The following is a 17,405-nucleotide window of genomic DNA, read 5'->3' as shown; positions in this document are numbered from 1 at the left end:
CCGGTCAATCAAATAGAACCTTCGCTCTCTTTTCAATGAACAGTTTATCCGAAGTTGAGTCTTCCGGCTGTCTTCAGAGAATTTTGAGAAATTAATTTCTACATTTTCACGTTTTACGGTAAGCTGGTACCGCCGTATGGTGAGAAAAATCCCAACTCTTTTTGTGAAATGGAAAATCTTATGGATACGGAAATAATCCTCTGGAAGGCGATCGATCTGGAGCCGGCATGCGAGATGGTGCTGACCTTTGCCAAAGGAAACGCAAGGGACGCCGTTCTCAACTCCCTGGAGATCCGCAGGCAGCTTATGGTCAAAGAGTATAATCTCTATGAAGCGGAACAAATCTCTTTTGAAAGGGACGATGCCGAAGATGGACAATTCCTGATCAGAATTGTGAAGAACCTGACAAAAAGCGCTCCTTAAAAGGAAGTTGCATGGGAACGCCAATCCTGTTAGAAACGGACGTGAAAAACCTCTTTTGACGGAGCTTGACAGTGAAACGATCTGTCCAGTTCTCCGTTGAGTCAGAGAATCCATAAAAACATAAAGTTGAAAATCATGAAAAGAAGAATACCACTATTGCTCGCGATTGTTGCTTTGCTTGTCATCGCGCCCCTTCTCTATCATCTGGTGGTGGATCAGAATCCCGATGAGATGAAAATCAAGGATGTTCTGGTTACGAATGATCAGACAAATGTGCTGGTTTATGCCAGATTGTCTCATTTTCCGCCGGATATTGAAAAAGCGATTCTTGCGGGTGTTTCCACAACGTTTTCTTTTAAAATAGAGTTCTACCGGAAAAAGAAGCACTGGTTTGATGAGCGGCTGGCACAGCTTGAGATTATAAAAAACATCAAGTACGATCAAGCCAAGAAGAAATTTTATGTGACGTCGACGTTCCCGCAGACGGCAGAGGCCTTTCAGGAGTTTGCGATGGCCAGGCTCGCTGTGGCCGAGATCAATGGAATACCCGTTGTGAATATGAAAAATCTGAGCAGAGACCAGGATTACTACGCACGGATCAAGCTGGCGTGGGAGAATTACCGCTTGCCCTTTTACGCGGAATTTCTCAGAATTTTTTTATCTTTCCGGGATTTTGAAACAGACTGGCAGATCCAGCCTTTTCGTCTTCAAACATGAAAAAAAATGACCGCCCGGCGCTGGGACCGGAAGAAGTGAACAGAAGGCGTCGCGATTTTATCCTGATCGCTGTTTCCGTCTTGTGCATCATTGTCTTGTCTTTCATCGAACATTTCCTCTTCCAGGAGGAATACCTGTTTCACGAGTCCAGCAATATCCTGATTTTCGGTTTGATCAACATCAACATCATCCTGATCATTCTTCTGATCTTCTTGATTATCAGGAACGTCGTGAAACTCGTCTTCGAAAGGCGGCAGGGGGTTATCGGGTCAAGGATGAGAACGAAACTGGTGGCGGCTTTTGTCTGTCTTTCTCTCATCCCGACCATCCTCCTTTTCCTGGTGGCGAGCAACTTTCTGGCTTCCAGTATCGACAACTGGTTTAATGTACGGGTGGGAGACGCCCTGAACAATACTCTGGAGGTTGCCCAGACCTATTACAAGAGGTATGAAGAGCATGCCAAGTATCACGCAGGGCAGCTGAGTGCCGATATTATGGAGAACCGCCTCGATGAAGGCGAGCGGGTTGATTATCTCAGGAAGCTGGTGGAGCAGAGACAGAAGCAAATCCGAGCGGCCGTTATTGAAATATATATCGACGACCGGACGAAGGGCATGGTGTTCCTTGGTCCTGAGCAGAGCGACGCCAAACCCTCGTCTCCAACGCCTCAGGTTATGGAGGAGGTCTTTTCCGGAAACGAGGTGTCCTTAATCCAGCCCTCGGAAAACGGAGAATTCATCAGCGGACTGGTGCCCATTTACTCGAATGCTCATCCCTCCGAAGTGGTCGGCGCCGTTGTCATAAGTTATTTCGTCCCCCGGGAAATTGTTGACAAAATAGCCCTTGTTTCAAGGGCATCCGAGCAGTACGGCCAGCTGCACCTGATTCAGAACCCCATCAAAATCAGTTACATGATCACCCTGGCCATCATTACGCTCCTGATTATCTTTTCGGCAACCTGGTTCGGTCTGTTCATGGCCAAGGGAATTACGGTACCGATCCTTGATCTTGCCGATGCGACCAAGCGCATCGCCAAAGGGGACTGGACGCATCAGATCGATATTGTCGCCAGTGACGAGATCGGAGTCCTTGTGGATTCTTTCAATTCGATGACGAGGGATTTGAAGGAGAGCAAGGAAAATCTCGAGCAGGCCAACATCAACCTTGAACAGCGCCGGAAATACATGGAAACGGTTCTTCACAACGTTTCCGCCGGCGTGATTTCCGTTGACGAAAAGGGATACATTACAACCATCAACGGAGCCGCGGAGCGAATGCTTGACATCAAACTGGAGAGCGTGATCAACAGGCGCTATGAAGACATTCTGCTCAGTGAGCATCTGGCCCTGGCGGAGGTCCTGCTGAAGGATCTGGAGAAAAGCGCAAAGGGCCAGATTGAAAGGCAGTTGGAACTGGTGCTCAAAGACAGGGCTTTGACCATTCTCATGACCCTGACCCTTGTCCGGGATGATGAGGGCCATGAGATGGGGATGGTGGTTGTCTTTGAGGACCTGACGCAGCTGCAGCAGGCCGAACGGGCGGCGGCGTGGCGGGAAGTCGCCCGGCGAATGGCTCATGAGATCAAGAATCCCTTAACGCCGATTCAATTGTCGGCACAGAGGCTTCAGCGCAAGTACGGGGATCAGCTGGGGGAAAATGGGGGGATCTTTTATGAATGCACCCGGACCATTATCGACCAGGTGGAAATTTTAAAAAATCTGGTGAATGAATTTTCCCGCTACGCCCGGATGCCTGTAACCCGTCCTGTCCCTGGAAATTTGAACGAGACGCTCACCGATGCCGTGGCCCTGTACCAGGATGCGCACAAGCATATTTCCTTCGAGTTTGAGCTGAGCGAAGACCTGCCGAAGGTGATCCTGGATTCAGAGCAGATCAAGAGGGTGATGACCAACCTCCTGGATAACGCGATAGCCGCGGTAAACAAAAACGACGGAGCCATAAAAATCCGCACGGCTTATGACCGGGCAAGAAACCTGGCGATCACGGAAGTTGCGGACAATGGCTGCGGGGTTCCCGCGGGGTATAAAATGAAGGTGTTTGAACCTTACTTTTCCACCAAAAAAAGCGGAACGGGGCTTGGACTTGCCATTGTGAGCTCCATCATTTCCGATCATCACGGGCATATCACCATCTCCAACAACGAACCCCGGGGAACGGTTGTCACCTTTGATCTACCGGTGGCGGCGGAGACTGTGATGTAAAGTTTTCAAAAGGAGTTTGCGCCCCTGATGGTCATTGTGATATCAACCTTTTGAAATTATTTTTGAAACATACTTTCTGAGCTGGATAGAAGTTCGTGTATGCAAAGAACAATTCTTATTGTCGACGATGAGGAGAGCATCTGCAAGTCTCTGGGAAACATCCTTCTTGATGAAGGGTATGACATTCTGGCGGCAAACAGCGGTGAAGAGGCATTGAAACTCCTTGACGAGGAACTTCCCAGCCTTGTTCTCCTCGACATATGGCTTCCTGGAATCGATGGGATGGAGGTTCTGAAGACAGCGAAGAATCTTTATCCCAAACTGCCGCTGGTCATGATGTCCGGTCATGGAACAATCGAAACCGCAGTGAAGGCGACCAAACTGGGGGCATTCGACTTTATTGAAAAGCCGCTTTCCCTGGAGAAGATCATCCTGACCGTCAGGCATGCCCTCGAGATGTCCCGCCTGGAAGAGGAGAATCTTTTACTTCGGCAGAAAATCAACCAGGATTATGAGCTGACCGGCACCAGCCCCCCGATCATGGAACTCAAGGAAATGATCTCCATTGTGGCTCCAACGAATGCCTGGATTCTGATCATGGGGGAAAACGGGACGGGCAAAGAGCTCGTAGCCCGGGCCATACACCGCCAGAGCAAACGGGCGGACAAGCCTATGATCGAAGTGAATTGCGCCGCAATTCCCGAAGAGCTTATCGAAAGCGAACTCTTTGGCCATGAAAAAGGCGCCTTTACGGGGGCGACGGAAAAAAAGAGAGGGAAATTCGATCTTGCCCATGAAGGGACCATTTTTCTTGACGAAGTGGCGGACATGAGCCTGAAAGCCCAGGCCAAGATATTGAGAATTCTGCAGGAAAAAAAGTTTGAAAGGGTCGGCGGAAACAAGGTCATTCAGGTTGATGTCCGGGTTCTTGCCGCCACGAACAAGGATCTTGAAAAGGAGATGGAAGAGGGGCGATTCCGGCAGGACCTTTTCTATCGCCTGAACGTCATCCCCCTGATGGTCCCCCCCTTGAGAAGCAGAAAGGAAGACATCCCCTTGTTGATGGAGCGGTTTCTTGCTGATTTTGCGCTGAAAGAGGGGGAGCCCAAAAAAATCCTGGGAGAGGATGCCCTAGCCATTCTGATGGAGCATTCCTGGCCGGGAAATGTGCGGGAGCTTAAAAATTTCATTGAACGGCTGGCCATTATGACCCCCTCAATCGTCATATCCGCCCATGACATTCCTCCACTCCCGAAAGAGGGCCATAAAGTTGAGCCATTCAGGGATCCCGTGCAGGATTATGTCTCCGGTTCATTCCGGGAAGCCAAAATGGATTTTGAGAAATCCTATCTTGCGAAAAAACTTCGGGAATTTGAAGGCAACATCTCGAAGACGGCGGAATCCATCGGATTGGAGCGAAGCAACCTGCACAAGAAAATCAAGGCCTATGGTTTGGAAAGCAAGGGTGAGTAGCAGCAGGGTGAGGGGGCGTCCTTCAGGTGAAATCACAACGGTCTCACCCTGCTGATGAAGAAAGGGGCAGCCGGGTCGCCTTGGTTACGGTTTGGGAAGGTTGTCGCTGATTTTGTGATGAATCAGTTTTGAGGCGGTTTGGTCGCCCATGATGCCCACACGCACCCCCACGGTTGTCAGATTCTTGTCTTTATATTTTATGATCAGTTTGACGGGTTCCTCGTTGATCTTGGCGGAAATCGTCCCTTCACTGATTCCTTTCATCGGATCCACCGCGGTGCCGCGCAGATCCGCCACCGCCCTTTCACAGGCGGTCCAGGTTTTTTCAAAATTATAGGGATAGTCGGTCTTCAATTCCCCATTTACATACAGGTACGTTCCGGCTCCAGCGCCCACCGCGGCGCCGCCGGCGACGATGGCTGCACATCCACAGGTTAGAAAGAAGAGGGAAATCGACAAAATAACGAACAGCTTTCTTTTTTTGGATAACGCTAACACAATTCTGACACCTCCATTATTTGTTGTCCAGCTTGGCGAATTCGAGCAGAAGCTCTTCCTGCTTCCGAGTCAGGGAAGTCGGGATGGTCACCAGGGTTTCAATGATCTGGTCGCCGTTTCCAAATCCCCTGATGTGAGGAATGCCCCGACCCTTCAGCCGAAAATGTGTGGCGTTTTGCGTTCCTTTCGGAATTTTCAGCTTTTCCGTTCCCGTCAGCGTAGGGACCTCGATTTTCGCCCCTAAAGCAGCCTGCACAAAGGTAATCGGGACCCTGCAATAAATGTCATAGCCTCTTCGTTCAAAAAATTCATGAGGTTCAACAGCCAGGAACACATAGAGATCGCCGCTTGGCCCTCCGAATTCACCATCTTCACCCTCGCCGCGCAGCCGAAGGCGGGATCCTGTTTCTACGCCGGCAGGGATTTTAACATGGACCTTTTTGTCCAAGGCGGTTTTGCCGCTTCCATGGCAGGCACTGCAGTACTGCAAAATGATCTTGCCATAGCCCTTGCATTCAGGGCAGGTCGTTCTAATACTGAAGAATCCGCTGCTCTGGAGAACCTGTCCCCTGCCGCCGCAATAGCTGCAGGTCTTGATCTCCGAGCCGGGATCGGCGCCTGACCCGCGGCATTCCGCGCAGGTGACGGATTTGCGGATATTGAGGTCTTTTTCGGTGCCGAAGGCGGCTTCCGAAAAAGTCAGGGTCAGATCATACCTTAAATCGGCCCCCGCACGCCCTGCTGTCCGTGAGCGGGAACGGGAGCTGCTGAATCCGAAGATGTCTTCAAAGATGTCGCCGAAGCTGGAAAAAACGTCGTCGAATCCTGAAAATCCCTGAAATCCACTGCTGCTGAGACCATCGTGTCCGTAACGGTCGTAAATATCCCGCTTTTTCCTGTCGCTCAGCACCTCGTAAGCTTCCGCAGCCTGCTTGAATTTCTCCTCCGCTTCCTTGTCCCCTGGATTGCGGTCCGGATGGTACTTCATGGCCATTCTGCGATAGCTTTTCTTTATTTCCTCCTCAGTGGCGTCCCGGGTTATTTCCAAGACCTCATAATAACAAACTTTAACCATTGTGTTCATGAGCTTCCTTCGTTTCTTAATGATGCAGGGAATGCATGCAAATCCTATGTCTGTTCTGGATCAAAGGGGAAACTGAAAGGCGGATGCTTCCGGAACTCGTTTCTCCGATTCCTCCGAACAGAGAAACCGGCCCTTTTAGAGTGCCTGCTGAATTTTCGGTAGAAAAGATAATGATCGATGGCCGCGTTGTCAAGTCATGCAAGCAGGCCGCATCCAATTTCCTGCCGGAATGCGTTTACAGGCACAGGGCCTTATCTCTACCTTTCAAGAAAGAAGGCTGAGGCCAGCGAGTCCCGGGATTTGCCGCATCCCCTGAAACCCCCTTTGATCTGCAGCTGGATCAGATTACAAGACGTTTCAGCGCTTCTTCATATTTTTCCCGGGTCTTTCCGATGATATCTTCCGGAAGGTGCGGAGCCGGTGGCTTTTGATCCCAGCTCAGGGAAAGCAGATAATCCCGCAGAAACTGTTTGTCAAAGCTCTTCTGAGGTCGGCCTTCAATATAATCGGCTTTGGGCCAGAAGCGGGAGGAGTCCGGCGTAAGCAGCTCATCAATCAGAATCAGTTCTCCGTCAATCAGGCCAAACTCCATTTTCGTGTCGGCGATGATGATCCCTGCCTCGTCGGCGATCCTTGACGCCCGGTTGTAAATGGCGAGGCTGATTTCAATGATCTTCGCCGTATTTTCGGCGCCGAGGATGTCTTCGGTTTCTTTGCGGGTAATGGGAGAATCATGCTCCCCCTCGGGCGCCTTGGTCGACGGCGTAAAAATCGGTTCCGCCAGCTTGGACGATTCTTTCAAACCGTCAGGCAGCCGAATGCCGGAAACCGTTTTGGTCAACCGGTAATCCTGCCATCCCGAACCGCTCAGATAACCGCGGACAATGCATTCCACGGGAAGAGGGGATGCCTTTTTAACGAGCATGCTCCTTCCCTCGAGCTCCTGCCGGTAGGGGGCGCACTGGGCCGGATAATCATCCGGATTGGTGGAGACAAGATGATTGCCCACGATATCCTCCACCTTTTTGAACCAGAAAGCGGACATTTTGGTCAAAATCTTCCCCTTATCCGGAATGGGTTCCTGCATGACCACATCGAAAGCGGAGATTCGATCCGTAGCAACAATGAGAAGATGAGAGCCGAGATCGTAAATGTCCCGGACCTTGCCGACATTGGACAATTTCAGTCCTTCATAACGGGTTTTAATCAGGCCTGCGCTTTCCATTTTCCGCCTCCGAAATTCTGCTTACCGCATAAAGGGATTGTATTTCTTTTCGTGACCTATGGTCGAAGTGTTTGTTCTTCCATAGTTGTGTCCCGGCAAAACCTGGGTGTCGTCGGGTAAGGCGAAGAGCTTTTCCCGGATGGAGGTGAACAGCTGCGAAGCGGAGGAGCCGTTTAGATCCGTTCGGCCGACGCTCTCAACGAACAAGGTATCGCCGGTAAAGACAAATCCTTTAATGTACAGGCACATTCCCCCGGGAGAGTGTCCCGGCGTATGGATGACCTTCAGGGAAATGTTCCCTATGGAAATCGTATCGCCATCTTTTACCGTCATGTCGGCGGGTGGCGAATCTTCCGCCCCAAACATCTGGAGCAGCATGGGTGGTGTATGGCCCAGCATGGAGGCATCCCCCTCATGAATGATGATGGGTGCGCCGGTCTTTGCTTTCATTTCCTTGTTCCCGCTGATGTGGTCCACATGCCCATGGGTATTGACAATGTATTTGATCTGCAGATTGTTTTTGGCGGCCGTGGCCAGGATGCCGTCAATGTTGTCGGCCGGATCGATAACCAGGGCTTCTCCCGTATCCGAATCGCCGACCAGATAGGCGAAGACAGCCATGGAACTGACCTGCATTTGCCGAATGATGAGCATTGGAACCTCCTCCTGGGGGTTTTATTGATAATCGTCAATGAAAAGCCATTATCGGACCCCTATCATTTTTTCATTTTTGAAGTCAATGGAATTTAAGGTTGTGAAAAGTCAGGTTGTCCACAAAGAAGGCCCCGTCCAGGGATTGGACCATCGCCTCTGCTGTCCACACAGGGCCTGGCGTTTATTTCAAGGCATAGTCCGCAGCCTTGCGGAGCGGTTCCGACAGAATCATTTGTGACCTCAATTCTTCGAGCTTTGCAGAGATTCCGGACAGGATCGGTGCAGTGATGTATCTGGCTGCAGTGTTTCCACTCTTTCTGGTCCATATGAGCACAGGGCGCCTCCTGTCATCCGCCCTGTCAGGATTCTTCTTTCGTCAGTGACTTCCTTGCGGTCCAGAAGTCCATGTGCTGCTCTTCATCCACGTCTGTCGAACACTCCTTGTTCTCCGAAATAATTTGAAACCCTCAATAAAAGGGGGTAATAAAGGGCCTGGAGAGGTGAGACCGTCATTGCAGCTTGGGTGACTCGCTGTTTGTGCTTTCCTCTAATCACTTAACGGAGGTTATAATGATGTCCAAAAAGTCTGACAGAAGGGATGCTCTTCGTGATGAGGCTGTTAAGATTGCGATGCAGTATGCTCTCAGCGAAGATCACAGCGTTGGTAAAATTGACGAGGTCCTGGAAAGTGTTTACCGGACACTCGTCAAGCTCCAGGATGAAGAAAAAGCAAAGAATCAATCAACAGGTCTGGACACAAATCAATAAGCCTGCTTGATCTCTTGTTCGAGATCATCGAGGAACGCTTGGTTCGCGTTTCCAAGATGCAAAAGATCCGGACGGTCTATACGGGTGCCATCGGAGTGCGTCATGATTGTTTCTGCGGCTGACCTCGGATACATCAGGAAACAGCTCAGGAAAAAACCTGCATGTGGGGTAATATAACGAAGTTCCAGACGGTCCTGGAAGCCGGCATCAGAAGGGGAGGGGCCAACAAAAGGATCACTCCTCACATGCTGAGGCACGACTTTGCAGGCCACAATCCGGAAGCGGGCACGGACCTTAGCTCCATCCAGGACATACTGGGCCACAACGATATTGCATCAACCCAGAGATGCACGCATACCACATTCCAGGATCATTGAAGACAGGTTGACCGGGTCTTCGGAAGAAATCCACCGAATCACGAAGAAAAAGCCGTTCTTCGCAGCGGCTTTTTCTTCGTGGGGCCAATGGTGGCAAAAAAAGGTTGCAGAAATCTGCAACCCCCTGATTGTATGGAGCCGGAAGGGGGATTTGAACCCCCGACTTGCTGATTACGAATCAGCTACTCTACCCCTGAGTTACTCCGGCTTTTTTGAAACGATGAGGTAGTCTTTCTATCCTAAACAACCTTTCCTTGTCAAGAATATGCGTAATTTTTTTTAAATTTTGTGCCGGCGAGAAGCATCTTCGTAAAACGTCACAATAGTTATACCGTTAACATGGCATTTTTTCTGTTTAGTCATTGAACCTTGTGTGATATGGGGATGCCCAGCGTTGCGTGATCGCTGAACACCGTGGCGATGGCGCGCCGCCATAAGAGATTGAACCTGGCCCCTGAAGTTATATGTATCTGTTCAGATAACGGCCTCTCGGAGACCCATGCTGAAACCTTATAACCGTCCTGTTGACGAAGTGGCATTTGTTTATGGCCATGCGGGCCTGAAGGCGGACAACGGCAACCGGATTTATGAAGTTGCTGCGACGATCCTGTCCAGGGACGCTTCGCGCCGGAATTTTTCCTCCCTGGTGAGGTACCCATATCTCACGGAAAGGGAGCGTTACCACTCCAACATCTCAAAAGAATCTCTCCATGAGGCCCCGCCGGCGGAAGAAGTGGCCGTCCGCTTGAGGTCTTTTCTTGAGAAACAGGCCTTTGTCCTGGTCCTGGATCCATATTCCGTACTGGATCTCCTGCTTCGATTCTGCGCCAAGGATCGCTTTGTCGATCTCACCTTCGCTGCCGAATATTTTCTTCCCCATGTCGAGTCGTTTTCTCCCCGGGGATTGTGGGAATATCTCTCCGGAAAAAGGCGCGAGAAGATCAGCTTTTCCGCTTCGGAACTGGTTGATCTGTCCATCGAACTCGTTCGACATCTCTGCGGTGATCGGCTGAATGATGAAACGCAGCCCTCTTCAGCAGCGCTGCGCCATTATCTGAAAATGAGCGACACCCTTTTTGGTGACGTCATGATTCACCTGGTGCAGCATTATCAGGAGTACTGGGGCGGACTCTTTTCGCCCGTTGCACGGAACGACACGGCAGACTGGATGCCGTTTCTGGAAAAGGCGCGGTTTTCCCCGGCGTTGACTCGGAATCAGGAAGATCGGAGGACGATTCCGGAACAGCGGATCGAGACGCTTCTTAAGGGATTGGCAGAGGGGGCTCCGGGCTTCAAGTTCCGGGACGCCCAGTTGAAATATTCCCTTTGTGTGACCGAGGCATTGAATGACGGGGCCGTCCTGACCCTTGAAGCCGGTACGGGAACGGGAAAGACCCAGGGGTATCTGATTCCCGTCATGGATTATCTCCGCCTGAATCCCGATGAACGGGTTATGATTTCGACCTACACAAAAAGTCTCCAGGATCAGATCCACTCCCGGGAAATTCCCCGGACCATGGCGCTGGAGCGGGATTTCCGGAATATTCCCGTTGCCCTGCTGAAGGGGAAATCCAACTATCTCTGTGCTGAAAAACTGAATTCGGCCTTCGAAGAGGATCTGAAGGGAGCCCAGTTGCTGACATGGCTGTACTTTGCCAATCTCATCTTTCTGTTCAGGCATGCCGATGGTGAAACGGTGGGGGAAAGAGTCGACCGCCACCTGAACACATCCCCTTATTTTCGGCGACTCCATAGCGAAATTTCTGCAAAGACGGGCTGCACGGGCCGCCATATCCTCTGTCCGGCCCAGGTGGCCCGTGCCGAAGCGCGATCCGCACGTGTGGTCGTTACAAACCATCACAAACTGGCCCTGATTGATCTGGATGAGGAATTGTCGGGGATGTTCCGAAACTGCATCATTGACGAGGCCAACCATTTCGAACAGGCTGTACGGAACGCCTTCCGCCTGTCCGTCAATTCCCGCGAGATGATGGATACCCTGTCCTACCTGGAACTTGTGCTTCACAGGGTTTTACACAATGCCGCCGGAGACGTGGAGGCATCCATTGACCAATGCCGCAACCTTCTGGAGGAATTGCAGCAGGCCGTTGAAGAATTCGGCCATATCCTGCGCAGGATTTTTCCCTCCAGCGCAAGAGGTGAGATTCTCCAACTGCCTTTATGTCATGCCGCTTACGCTGACGGGAAGATAGAAAAAGCGCTTCAGATGTTTGCCGACCTTCTGAAAGCCCTTGCCGGAAGCTTGTCATTCCTGGAAGATCCGGACACCTGCCGGGCGCTGAAACTTTTGCCCCGTTCCCAGGAGCGCATTAAAAATGCGTCAGCCCGAATTCTTTCGGATGCCGAGAATTTCCTGCTTCTGGAGAAGACAATCCGATCCGACAACATGGTTGCCGCCTGCCAGCTTTATTCCAGGCACTGGGTGCTCATGGTTCATGCCGTGGACGTCTCCGGGTTGATTCAAAAGCATATTTACGACAGGCGGGACTGCATTGTCTACACCTCTGCGACCCTGAGGCAGCGAGACCGGTTCGATGACTTCTGCAAAATCGTCGGGATGGACTGTACGGACCAGGAAAATGCGGCTTCGACGCCCGGGGGGGATGAGCAGCCGGTCATGCTGGGTTGGAAGGAAAGGCCATTCCGCTTCTCGACTCTTCCTTCCCCCTTTTCCCGGGACGCCGTGAAGATGATCCTGCCGGAGGGCGTCGTCAGCGGCAGTTACGGGAACAAGCAGGTCTGGCTGAAAACCGTTGCAGAGCTGATGCCGGCGCTGATCCGCCGCAACAGGGGGCGAACCCTGGTCCTTTTTTCCAGCTATTCCGATCTCGAAGCGGTCGCTGTGCTGACAGGGGATGAAATTGCCGCCGATGGTTTCCCACTCCTGCTTCAGGCGCCAGGCCAGCCCACGGGCAACCTGATCGATGAATTCCGGCTGATCAAGGAGAGTGTCCTCTTCGGAGTGGACACCTTCTGGTATGGAGTTGATTTCCAAGGGGATACCCTGACCCAGGTCATTATTACCCGGATCCCGTTCCCCCATCCCTTTGATCCTCTCCAGATCGCCCGGAAAAGAATGCTTCCGGCAAAAGAGTTCTGGAATCGCTATTACTATGAAGCTATGATCAAACTGAAACAGGGAATCGGGCGGCTGATTCGCTCGGAAAACGACAGAGGCCAAGTGGTCTTCCTGGATTCACGGTGCCGCCATTTTGAGGAGCTCTGGCAGTGACAAACAAGGACAATCTGGATGGAAAAGCGGACAACATGTTGAACCCCGGCAAGAGGTTCCCGGGGGCATGTCACGCAACGGCGCAGAGGATGACGGGAATCATTCTATCCGGTGGAAAAAGCTCTCGGATGGGCCTTAACAAGGCGTTTCTGGAGATTGACGGTGAACGGCTGATTGACCGGGTCGTAAGGCAATTCAAAAGCCTGTTTCCCGAGGTGATCCTGGTAACCAATGAGCCTCTCCTCTATCTTGATCAGGATATTCCTCTGGTCAGCGACATCTACAAGAAAAAGGGGCCTCTGGGAGGGCTTTATGCCGGTCTTTATTATGCGTCTTATGAATATGCCTTCTTATGCGCCTGCGACATGCCCTATTTAAATGTGGAATTCATCCGATACATGACGGAGAGAATAGACGGGTATGATATTGTGGTTCCGGAAACCTCTGAGGGGTTTTTCCCCCTTCACGCCATTTATTCCCGACGCTGTCTGCCGGGCATAAAAAATCTTCTGGAGCGGGGGGATCGTCTGAAAATGACAGGATGTTTCAAGGGAATGCGGGTGTTCTTTGTTCCGGAGAGCGTAATCCGGACCTATGACCCTGACGGGACCATGCTTCTCAATATCAATACCGAAGAGGACCTGAAGCGGGCCCTGGCTTTTCGGCAAAGAAGATAAAAGGCGATCAAAAGACTTCATCGCTCTCCGTTCAGGATGCAGAAGGCCGGAGCATGATTTATTTTCATGCTCCGGCCTTCTTTAATTCTTCAAAAGCCCAACAAGGGTGTAAATGTTATTCTTACTCTCCCGCCTTGGGTCTATCCAATCCTTTCACGATCTGTGAACGGATAATTCTCGGCAGAATCATGTGATGCTGCGGACAGATGGATTTCGGATTCTGGTACACTGCGTTGGCAAAAGCGACCATGTAGTTGCGGATATCCTCGTAACGGACGATCTCATCAACCATTCCTGTCACGGCACAGGCAATCGGACGTGACTTGTCATAGTATTCCTTGGCCAATGCATTCATCTTGTCAAGGACCGGCTGCAAGGGCTTGCCTGCATCTTTTTCCTTCACAAGTCTGCGGGCAAAACTGGCCGTTGCCGCTGTTTCGCCGTGCATGACGTAAATTTCCGTTGTAGCCGTACCCAGCGTGAAGGCGGTGTGGTTATTGGCCGTCGGTCCACCCATGACGTAATGTGCCGCTGCGGATCCCTTTCGGAGGACAGCGAGCATCATGGGAAGTTCGGTCTGCTCTATGGAGTAGATCAGCGACTGGCCCAGGCCGAGAAGCTCCGCCTTTTCCGCGATGTCGCCGACGTCAATTCCGGAAGTATCCTGGAACCATATCATTGGAACGCGGTCACGATCACAGAGGGTGACAAACTCGCTCATCTTGATCAAGCCCTGTCGATAGAGCTTGCCGCCCACCCCGATGTACTCGTTGGTATATTCCGGGTAGTTGGGAAGGATTCCCTGGCGGTTGCCGATGACTCCGATCAGGAATCCATCAATTTTGACCAGACCGGTGTACACTTCGGGTCCGTAACCGGGCCGAAACTCCATGTGTTCGGAATTGTCCACCAGACGGGCAAGAAGGTTGTCAAAATCATAAACCATCTTCTGATTGAAGGTGATGATGGATGAAATTTCCTTCGGATCGTATTTCGGTGCCGCCGGCTCGGCGACACGGAAGAACTTCGGATGATATGCCGGGATATAGGACATATATTCTTTGAGGGCATCCAGAACACCGGTTTGTGACTCAAAAACGGCTCTGAAAAATCCGGTTTCGTCGTAGTGAATCTTGACGCTTCCCGGAGGTGTTGCCCGGAACTTGCGCGTTGCATCAATCAGCGCTTCGGCGATTTCTTCGTCGAAGAATCCCTTGGGGGACATTCCACTGACGATACCGGCGCCGCCAACGGCGATGTTGCAGTCCTTGTGGGCAAGAAGAATGGTCGGACTCACGCCCTGATAGCCTCCGCCCGCCGGGTTTGTCCCGTAGATTCCCGCCAGGACGGGGATTCCCATCTTTTCCAGTTCCGCATGACGGAAGAAGCAGGTTCCACTGCCGCGCCGGTTTGCATAGAATTTTTCCTGTTCAGGAAGTCTGGCGCCCGAGCAGTTGACCAGCCAGACGATGGGGATATTGAGGATCTTTGCCATGTCGGTGGCGCGGAGATTGTTGTCCGGCTGACCGGGAATCCAAGCACCCACGGTGACTTTGTTGTCGAAGCCGATCAGCACGCACCACTTGCCGCTGATCCTGGCCAGGCCGTCCATGACGCCCGTAACGCCTTCCTTGTTTCCGGCCGGATTATAAAGAGTATGCAGAGGGCAGAAAGTCCCGGGATCCACGATGTATTCAATACGCTCCCAGACAGTCATATCCCCTTTCTTGTGAACATCTTCTGCAGGGACCCCCGCATTTTTTGCCTTATCAACTGCTGCTGCAACGTCGGCATAGACTTCCTCAATCTGGGCGACGTTGTCTTTCATCCTCTCAATCTGCGCCGGCTTGAGAGCCTTGCCCAGATCGTCCATCTTTTCAAAATATTGTCTCATTCAAAACTCTCCTAAACTCACATATATATCAACAGCATAATATCTCGAGAGGTGAGAACACCTCGTTTCGGTTGGTTATCTCGCACCAAGCAGTGTGCCGCCGACGATCATCTTACAGACGTTGGTCGAACCTTCCACCATGGCGTAGGTGGGGGCATCGCGGTAGAAACGGTTCACGGGATATTCCGTGGAATAACCATAAGCGCCGAAGATTCTCATCGCGCCGATGGCGCACTTGTAGGCCACTTCGCCGGCAAGATATTTGGCCTGGGCGACTTCAAAGGTGTTACCCAGATTTCCCTGATCCTTCTGCCAGGCGGCCTTGTAGACCACCAGTCTGGCGGCTTCCAGATCACAGGCCATCTCGCCGATCAGGAACTGGTTCGCCTGGAACTGACCGATCGGTTTGCCGAACTGCTCACGCTCGTTGGCGTATTTGATGGCGGCATCAAGGCAGGCCTGGGCAAGACCGATTCCACCCGCGGCTGCGGACAGGCGGGTTCCGTTGAGGGACCCGAAGACGATCTTGGCGCCGTCGCCGGGTTTGCCAAGGAGGTTTTCCTTCGGAACGATGACGTTGTCGAGATAGATCTCGCCCGTGGGTGAGGATTTGCTGCCCATCTTGTCCAGATCCGTCGTGCGGATGCCGGGGTTGTTCTTCAACTCCACTGCGAAAGCGGACAGTCCCTTGCCCTTTGCAGCCTTGTCCGTGTAAGCATAGTACACAATGACATCGGCGCAGCTGGCGTTGGAGATCCAGGTCTTTGAGCCGTTCAGCACATAATGATCCCCTTTGTCCTCAGCGGTGGATTTCATGGACATGACGTCGGAACCGGCGTTGAATTCGGTGATTCCGAAGCCGCCGAGGTACTGGCCCGTTGCCAGTTTTTCCACATATTTCTTCTTGGCTTCTTCCGTTCCATACTTCCAGATGGTGTAGGCGCAGCCGAGTCCTTCCATGTTGATCTGGACACGCAGCGCACTGGAGGCGCGGGCGACTTCCTCGGTGAGGATAATGGCGGCCAGCCAGCCCATGTTGTTTCCGCCGTACTCTTCCGGAATAACGGTGCCGAAGAAGCCCAGTTCGCCCATCGGTTTGACGACTTCCTCATAGGGGAAGTAATGCTCTTCATCCCATTTGTCTGCAAATGGCGCAATCTTTTCGGTTGCAAAATCGCGTGCCATAGTCCGCAACATTTCGAGTTCTTCTGATAACGCAAAATCCATGGTAAAGCCTCCTCTTTTCATTAAGTATTAGTGCCACAGCAAACCGCTCAAATCAGTCCCAGCCGTATCCCCCCGAAAAAATAAGGATATCGCGTATCCGGCATGTCTGGCATTTTCTGATGTGTCTGGATAATCGGCTTATAATTTTTAAGCATTCTGTGACTATCAACACCGTGCCGGAATTCAAAGGCCGACACGGTGTTTCTGTATTGATTTCCCTGCATCCTGAAGCGTCAAGCCGCTCTGCAAAGATCGGTATAGGGGTGTTCTTGCTTATTCGGTGTGTAGTATCTGGAAGATCTGGTCTATTCGATGATCATCAATGCCTGCTCAGCTGCAACTTTGTCACCGACCTTGACCTTTATTTCTTTAACAACGCCGTCTGCCGGGCATACGACAGGCATTTCCATCTTCATGGCTTCCATGACCGCGACTTCGTCATCTTCACTGACCTTATCGCCAACGTTAACTTTGATTGCCACAATCTTTCCTTCCATGGGTACCGTAACTTCCATAATTTCCTCCTAACAATGTGTTTAAATGTCATTCAACCGCTTAAGGGTCAGCCCATCTGATAATGGAAACCCTAGTAACCCTTGCCCGCCTAACCGCTATCAAATTCTCTGGGCTCTTACCCCATTAGAGTCAATTTTGTCAATGAATATTTTCAATAATTTGATGATATCTTCCACCGGTCAGTTCATGTGATTCTGCGGAGATATGGGAAGGGGATCGGGTTCGAAAGTGCGCACGGATGGCATTCTCCAGGGTTCCAATCCGGGGGCAAAGATGATATCAAAGCGGCTGAAGCGATAAAATGCGGACTGGGCGTCCCCATCCCATAGCGGGGAAACGATAAGGCTGCAGATACAACGGACGCTCCGTTGAGAAAGGGAACCCGGGACAGGGGCTG

15 protein-coding genes and 1 tRNA gene are annotated in these 17,405 nt (G+C 51.6%); 8 read left to right on the top strand and 8 right to left on the bottom strand.

The window, feature by feature from the left end:
• Window positions 1-180 precede the first annotated feature (180 nt).
• The 4 genes from ACJ77P_RS10550 (at window position 181) to ACJ77P_RS10535 (ending at window position 4,835) form a co-directional block, all read left to right on the top strand.
• Complete coding sequence (locus ACJ77P_RS10550) at window positions 181-423, top strand: hypothetical protein (RefSeq protein WP_367360304.1); 243 nt, start codon at window positions 181-183, stop codon at window positions 421-423.
• A gap of 135 nt (window positions 424-558) precedes the next feature.
• Complete coding sequence (locus tag ACJ77P_RS10545; RefSeq protein ID WP_367360303.1) at window positions 559-1,140, top strand: DUF4390 domain-containing protein; 582 nt, start codon at window positions 559-561, stop codon at window positions 1,138-1,140.
• Window positions 1,141-1,175: 35 nt separating this feature from the next.
• Complete coding sequence (locus ACJ77P_RS10540) at window positions 1,176-3,362, top strand: ATP-binding protein (protein ID WP_367360302.1); 2,187 nt, start codon at window positions 1,176-1,178, stop codon at window positions 3,360-3,362.
• A 99-nt stretch (window positions 3,363-3,461) separates the two neighbouring features.
• Complete coding sequence (locus ACJ77P_RS10535) at window positions 3,462-4,835, top strand: sigma-54-dependent transcriptional regulator (RefSeq protein WP_408998193.1); 1,374 nt, start codon at window positions 3,462-3,464, stop codon at window positions 4,833-4,835.
• An 84-nt stretch (window positions 4,836-4,919) separates the two neighbouring features.
• Here ACJ77P_RS10535 and ACJ77P_RS10530 read toward each other — a convergent pair whose 3' ends face one another.
• The 4 genes from ACJ77P_RS10530 to ACJ77P_RS10515 all read right to left on the bottom strand — a co-directional run bounded on the left by ACJ77P_RS10530 (window position 4,920) and on the right by ACJ77P_RS10515 (window position 8,296).
• Window positions 4,920-5,333, bottom strand: a complete 414-nt coding sequence (locus ACJ77P_RS10530; RefSeq protein WP_367360300.1) for a DUF3568 domain-containing protein — start codon at window positions 5,331-5,333, stop codon at window positions 4,920-4,922.
• A 16-nt stretch (window positions 5,334-5,349) separates the two neighbouring features.
• Window positions 5,350-6,417 carry a molecular chaperone DnaJ gene (gene dnaJ, locus ACJ77P_RS10525; protein ID WP_408998192.1) on the bottom strand — a complete coding sequence of 356 codons (1,068 nt, stop codon included), beginning with the start codon at window positions 6,415-6,417 and terminating at the stop codon, window positions 5,350-5,352.
• Window positions 6,418-6,757: 340 nt separating this feature from the next.
• Complete coding sequence (locus tag ACJ77P_RS10520; protein ID WP_367360298.1) at window positions 6,758-7,642, bottom strand: phosphoribosylaminoimidazolesuccinocarboxamide synthase; 885 nt, start codon at window positions 7,640-7,642, stop codon at window positions 6,758-6,760.
• Window positions 7,643-7,663: 21 nt separating this feature from the next.
• Window positions 7,664-8,296: an MBL fold metallo-hydrolase gene (locus ACJ77P_RS10515; protein WP_367360297.1), complete on the bottom strand. Its 633-nt coding sequence runs from the start codon at window positions 8,294-8,296 to the stop codon at window positions 7,664-7,666.
• Window positions 8,297-8,866: 570 nt separating this feature from the next.
• Here ACJ77P_RS10515 and ACJ77P_RS10510 point away from each other — a divergent pair.
• Entirely contained in the window at window positions 8,867-9,064 is a 198-nt protein-coding gene (locus ACJ77P_RS10510) for a hypothetical protein (protein ID WP_408998191.1), read from the top strand.
• Window positions 9,065-9,225: 161 nt separating this feature from the next.
• On the top strand, window positions 9,226-9,441 hold the full coding sequence (locus ACJ77P_RS10505) for a tyrosine-type recombinase/integrase (RefSeq protein ID WP_408998190.1): 216 nt from the start codon (window positions 9,226-9,228) through the stop codon (window positions 9,439-9,441).
• A 133-nt stretch (window positions 9,442-9,574) separates the two neighbouring features.
• Here ACJ77P_RS10505 and ACJ77P_RS10500 read toward each other — a convergent pair.
• Window positions 9,575-9,649: transfer RNA gene (locus ACJ77P_RS10500), tRNA-Thr, on the bottom strand.
• 291 nt (window positions 9,650-9,940) lie between these two features.
• On the opposite strand from ACJ77P_RS10500, the gene ACJ77P_RS10495 reads away from it, so the two are divergent.
• Window positions 9,941-12,694, top strand: a complete 2,754-nt coding sequence (locus ACJ77P_RS10495) for an ATP-dependent DNA helicase (protein WP_408998189.1) — start codon at window positions 9,941-9,943, stop codon at window positions 12,692-12,694.
• Window positions 12,691-13,371, top strand: coding sequence for a molybdenum cofactor guanylyltransferase (locus ACJ77P_RS10490; protein ID WP_408998188.1), 681 nt, complete (start codon window positions 12,691-12,693; stop codon window positions 13,369-13,371). The genes ACJ77P_RS10495 and ACJ77P_RS10490 overlap by 4 nt, the downstream gene beginning before the upstream one ends.
• Window positions 13,372-13,492: 121 nt before the next feature.
• Here ACJ77P_RS10490 and ACJ77P_RS10485 read toward each other — a convergent pair whose 3' ends face one another.
• The 3 genes from ACJ77P_RS10485 to ACJ77P_RS10475 all read right to left on the bottom strand — a co-directional run bounded on the left by ACJ77P_RS10485 (window position 13,493) and on the right by ACJ77P_RS10475 (window position 17,007).
• Window positions 13,493-15,265, bottom strand: coding sequence for an acyl-CoA carboxylase subunit beta (locus ACJ77P_RS10485; protein WP_408998187.1), 1,773 nt, complete (start codon window positions 15,263-15,265; stop codon window positions 13,493-13,495).
• 75 nt (window positions 15,266-15,340) lie between these two features.
• The gene (acd, locus tag ACJ77P_RS10480; protein WP_367360291.1) at window positions 15,341-16,492 is read right to left on the bottom strand and encodes a glutaryl-CoA dehydrogenase Acd; all 1,152 of its coding nucleotides are present in this window, start codon (window positions 16,490-16,492) and stop codon (window positions 15,341-15,343) included.
• Between the two features lie 305 nt (window positions 16,493-16,797).
• Window positions 16,798-17,007, bottom strand: coding sequence for a biotin/lipoyl-containing protein (locus tag ACJ77P_RS10475; protein ID WP_367360290.1), 210 nt, complete (start codon window positions 17,005-17,007; stop codon window positions 16,798-16,800).
• Between the last annotated feature and the right edge of the window lie 398 nt (window positions 17,008-17,405).

This window comes from Syntrophus buswellii (assembly GCF_046097065.1).
Taxonomy (GTDB): Bacteria; Desulfobacterota; Syntrophia; order Syntrophales; family Syntrophaceae; genus Syntrophus; species Syntrophus buswellii.
This window is presented reverse-complemented; position numbering and strand designations above follow the sequence as displayed.

Bases quoted from the DNA above. Each gene is read 5' to 3' on its own strand.
- ACJ77P_RS10550 (WP_367360304.1), top strand. From the start codon at position 181: ATGGATACGGAAATAATCCTCTGGAAGGCGATCGATCTGGAGCCGGCA.
- ACJ77P_RS10545 (WP_367360303.1), top strand. From the start codon at position 559: ATGAAAAGAAGAATACCACTATTGCTCGCGATTGTTGCTTTGCTTGTC.
- ACJ77P_RS10535 (WP_408998193.1), top strand. From the start codon at position 3,462: ATGCAAAGAACAATTCTTATTGTCGACGATGAGGAGAGCATCTGCAAG.
- dnaJ (WP_408998192.1), bottom strand. From the start codon at position 6,417: ATGAACACAATGGTTAAAGTTTGTTATTATGAGGTCTTGGAAATAACC.
- ACJ77P_RS10520 (WP_367360298.1), bottom strand. From the start codon at position 7,642: ATGGAAAGCGCAGGCCTGATTAAAACCCGTTATGAAGGACTGAAATTG.
- ACJ77P_RS10515 (WP_367360297.1), bottom strand. From the start codon at position 8,296: ATGCTCATCATTCGGCAAATGCAGGTCAGTTCCATGGCTGTCTTCGCC.
- ACJ77P_RS10510 (WP_408998191.1), top strand. From the start codon at position 8,867: ATGATGTCCAAAAAGTCTGACAGAAGGGATGCTCTTCGTGATGAGGCT.
- ACJ77P_RS10505 (WP_408998190.1), top strand. From the start codon at position 9,226: ATGTGGGGTAATATAACGAAGTTCCAGACGGTCCTGGAAGCCGGCATC.
- ACJ77P_RS10495 (WP_408998189.1), top strand. From the start codon at position 9,941: ATGCTGAAACCTTATAACCGTCCTGTTGACGAAGTGGCATTTGTTTAT.
- ACJ77P_RS10485 (WP_408998187.1), bottom strand. From the start codon at position 15,265: ATGAGACAATATTTTGAAAAGATGGACGATCTGGGCAAGGCTCTCAAG.
- acd (WP_367360291.1), bottom strand. From the start codon at position 16,492: ATGGATTTTGCGTTATCAGAAGAACTCGAAATGTTGCGGACTATGGCA.
- ACJ77P_RS10475 (WP_367360290.1), bottom strand. From the start codon at position 17,007: ATGGAAGTTACGGTACCCATGGAAGGAAAGATTGTGGCAATCAAAGTT.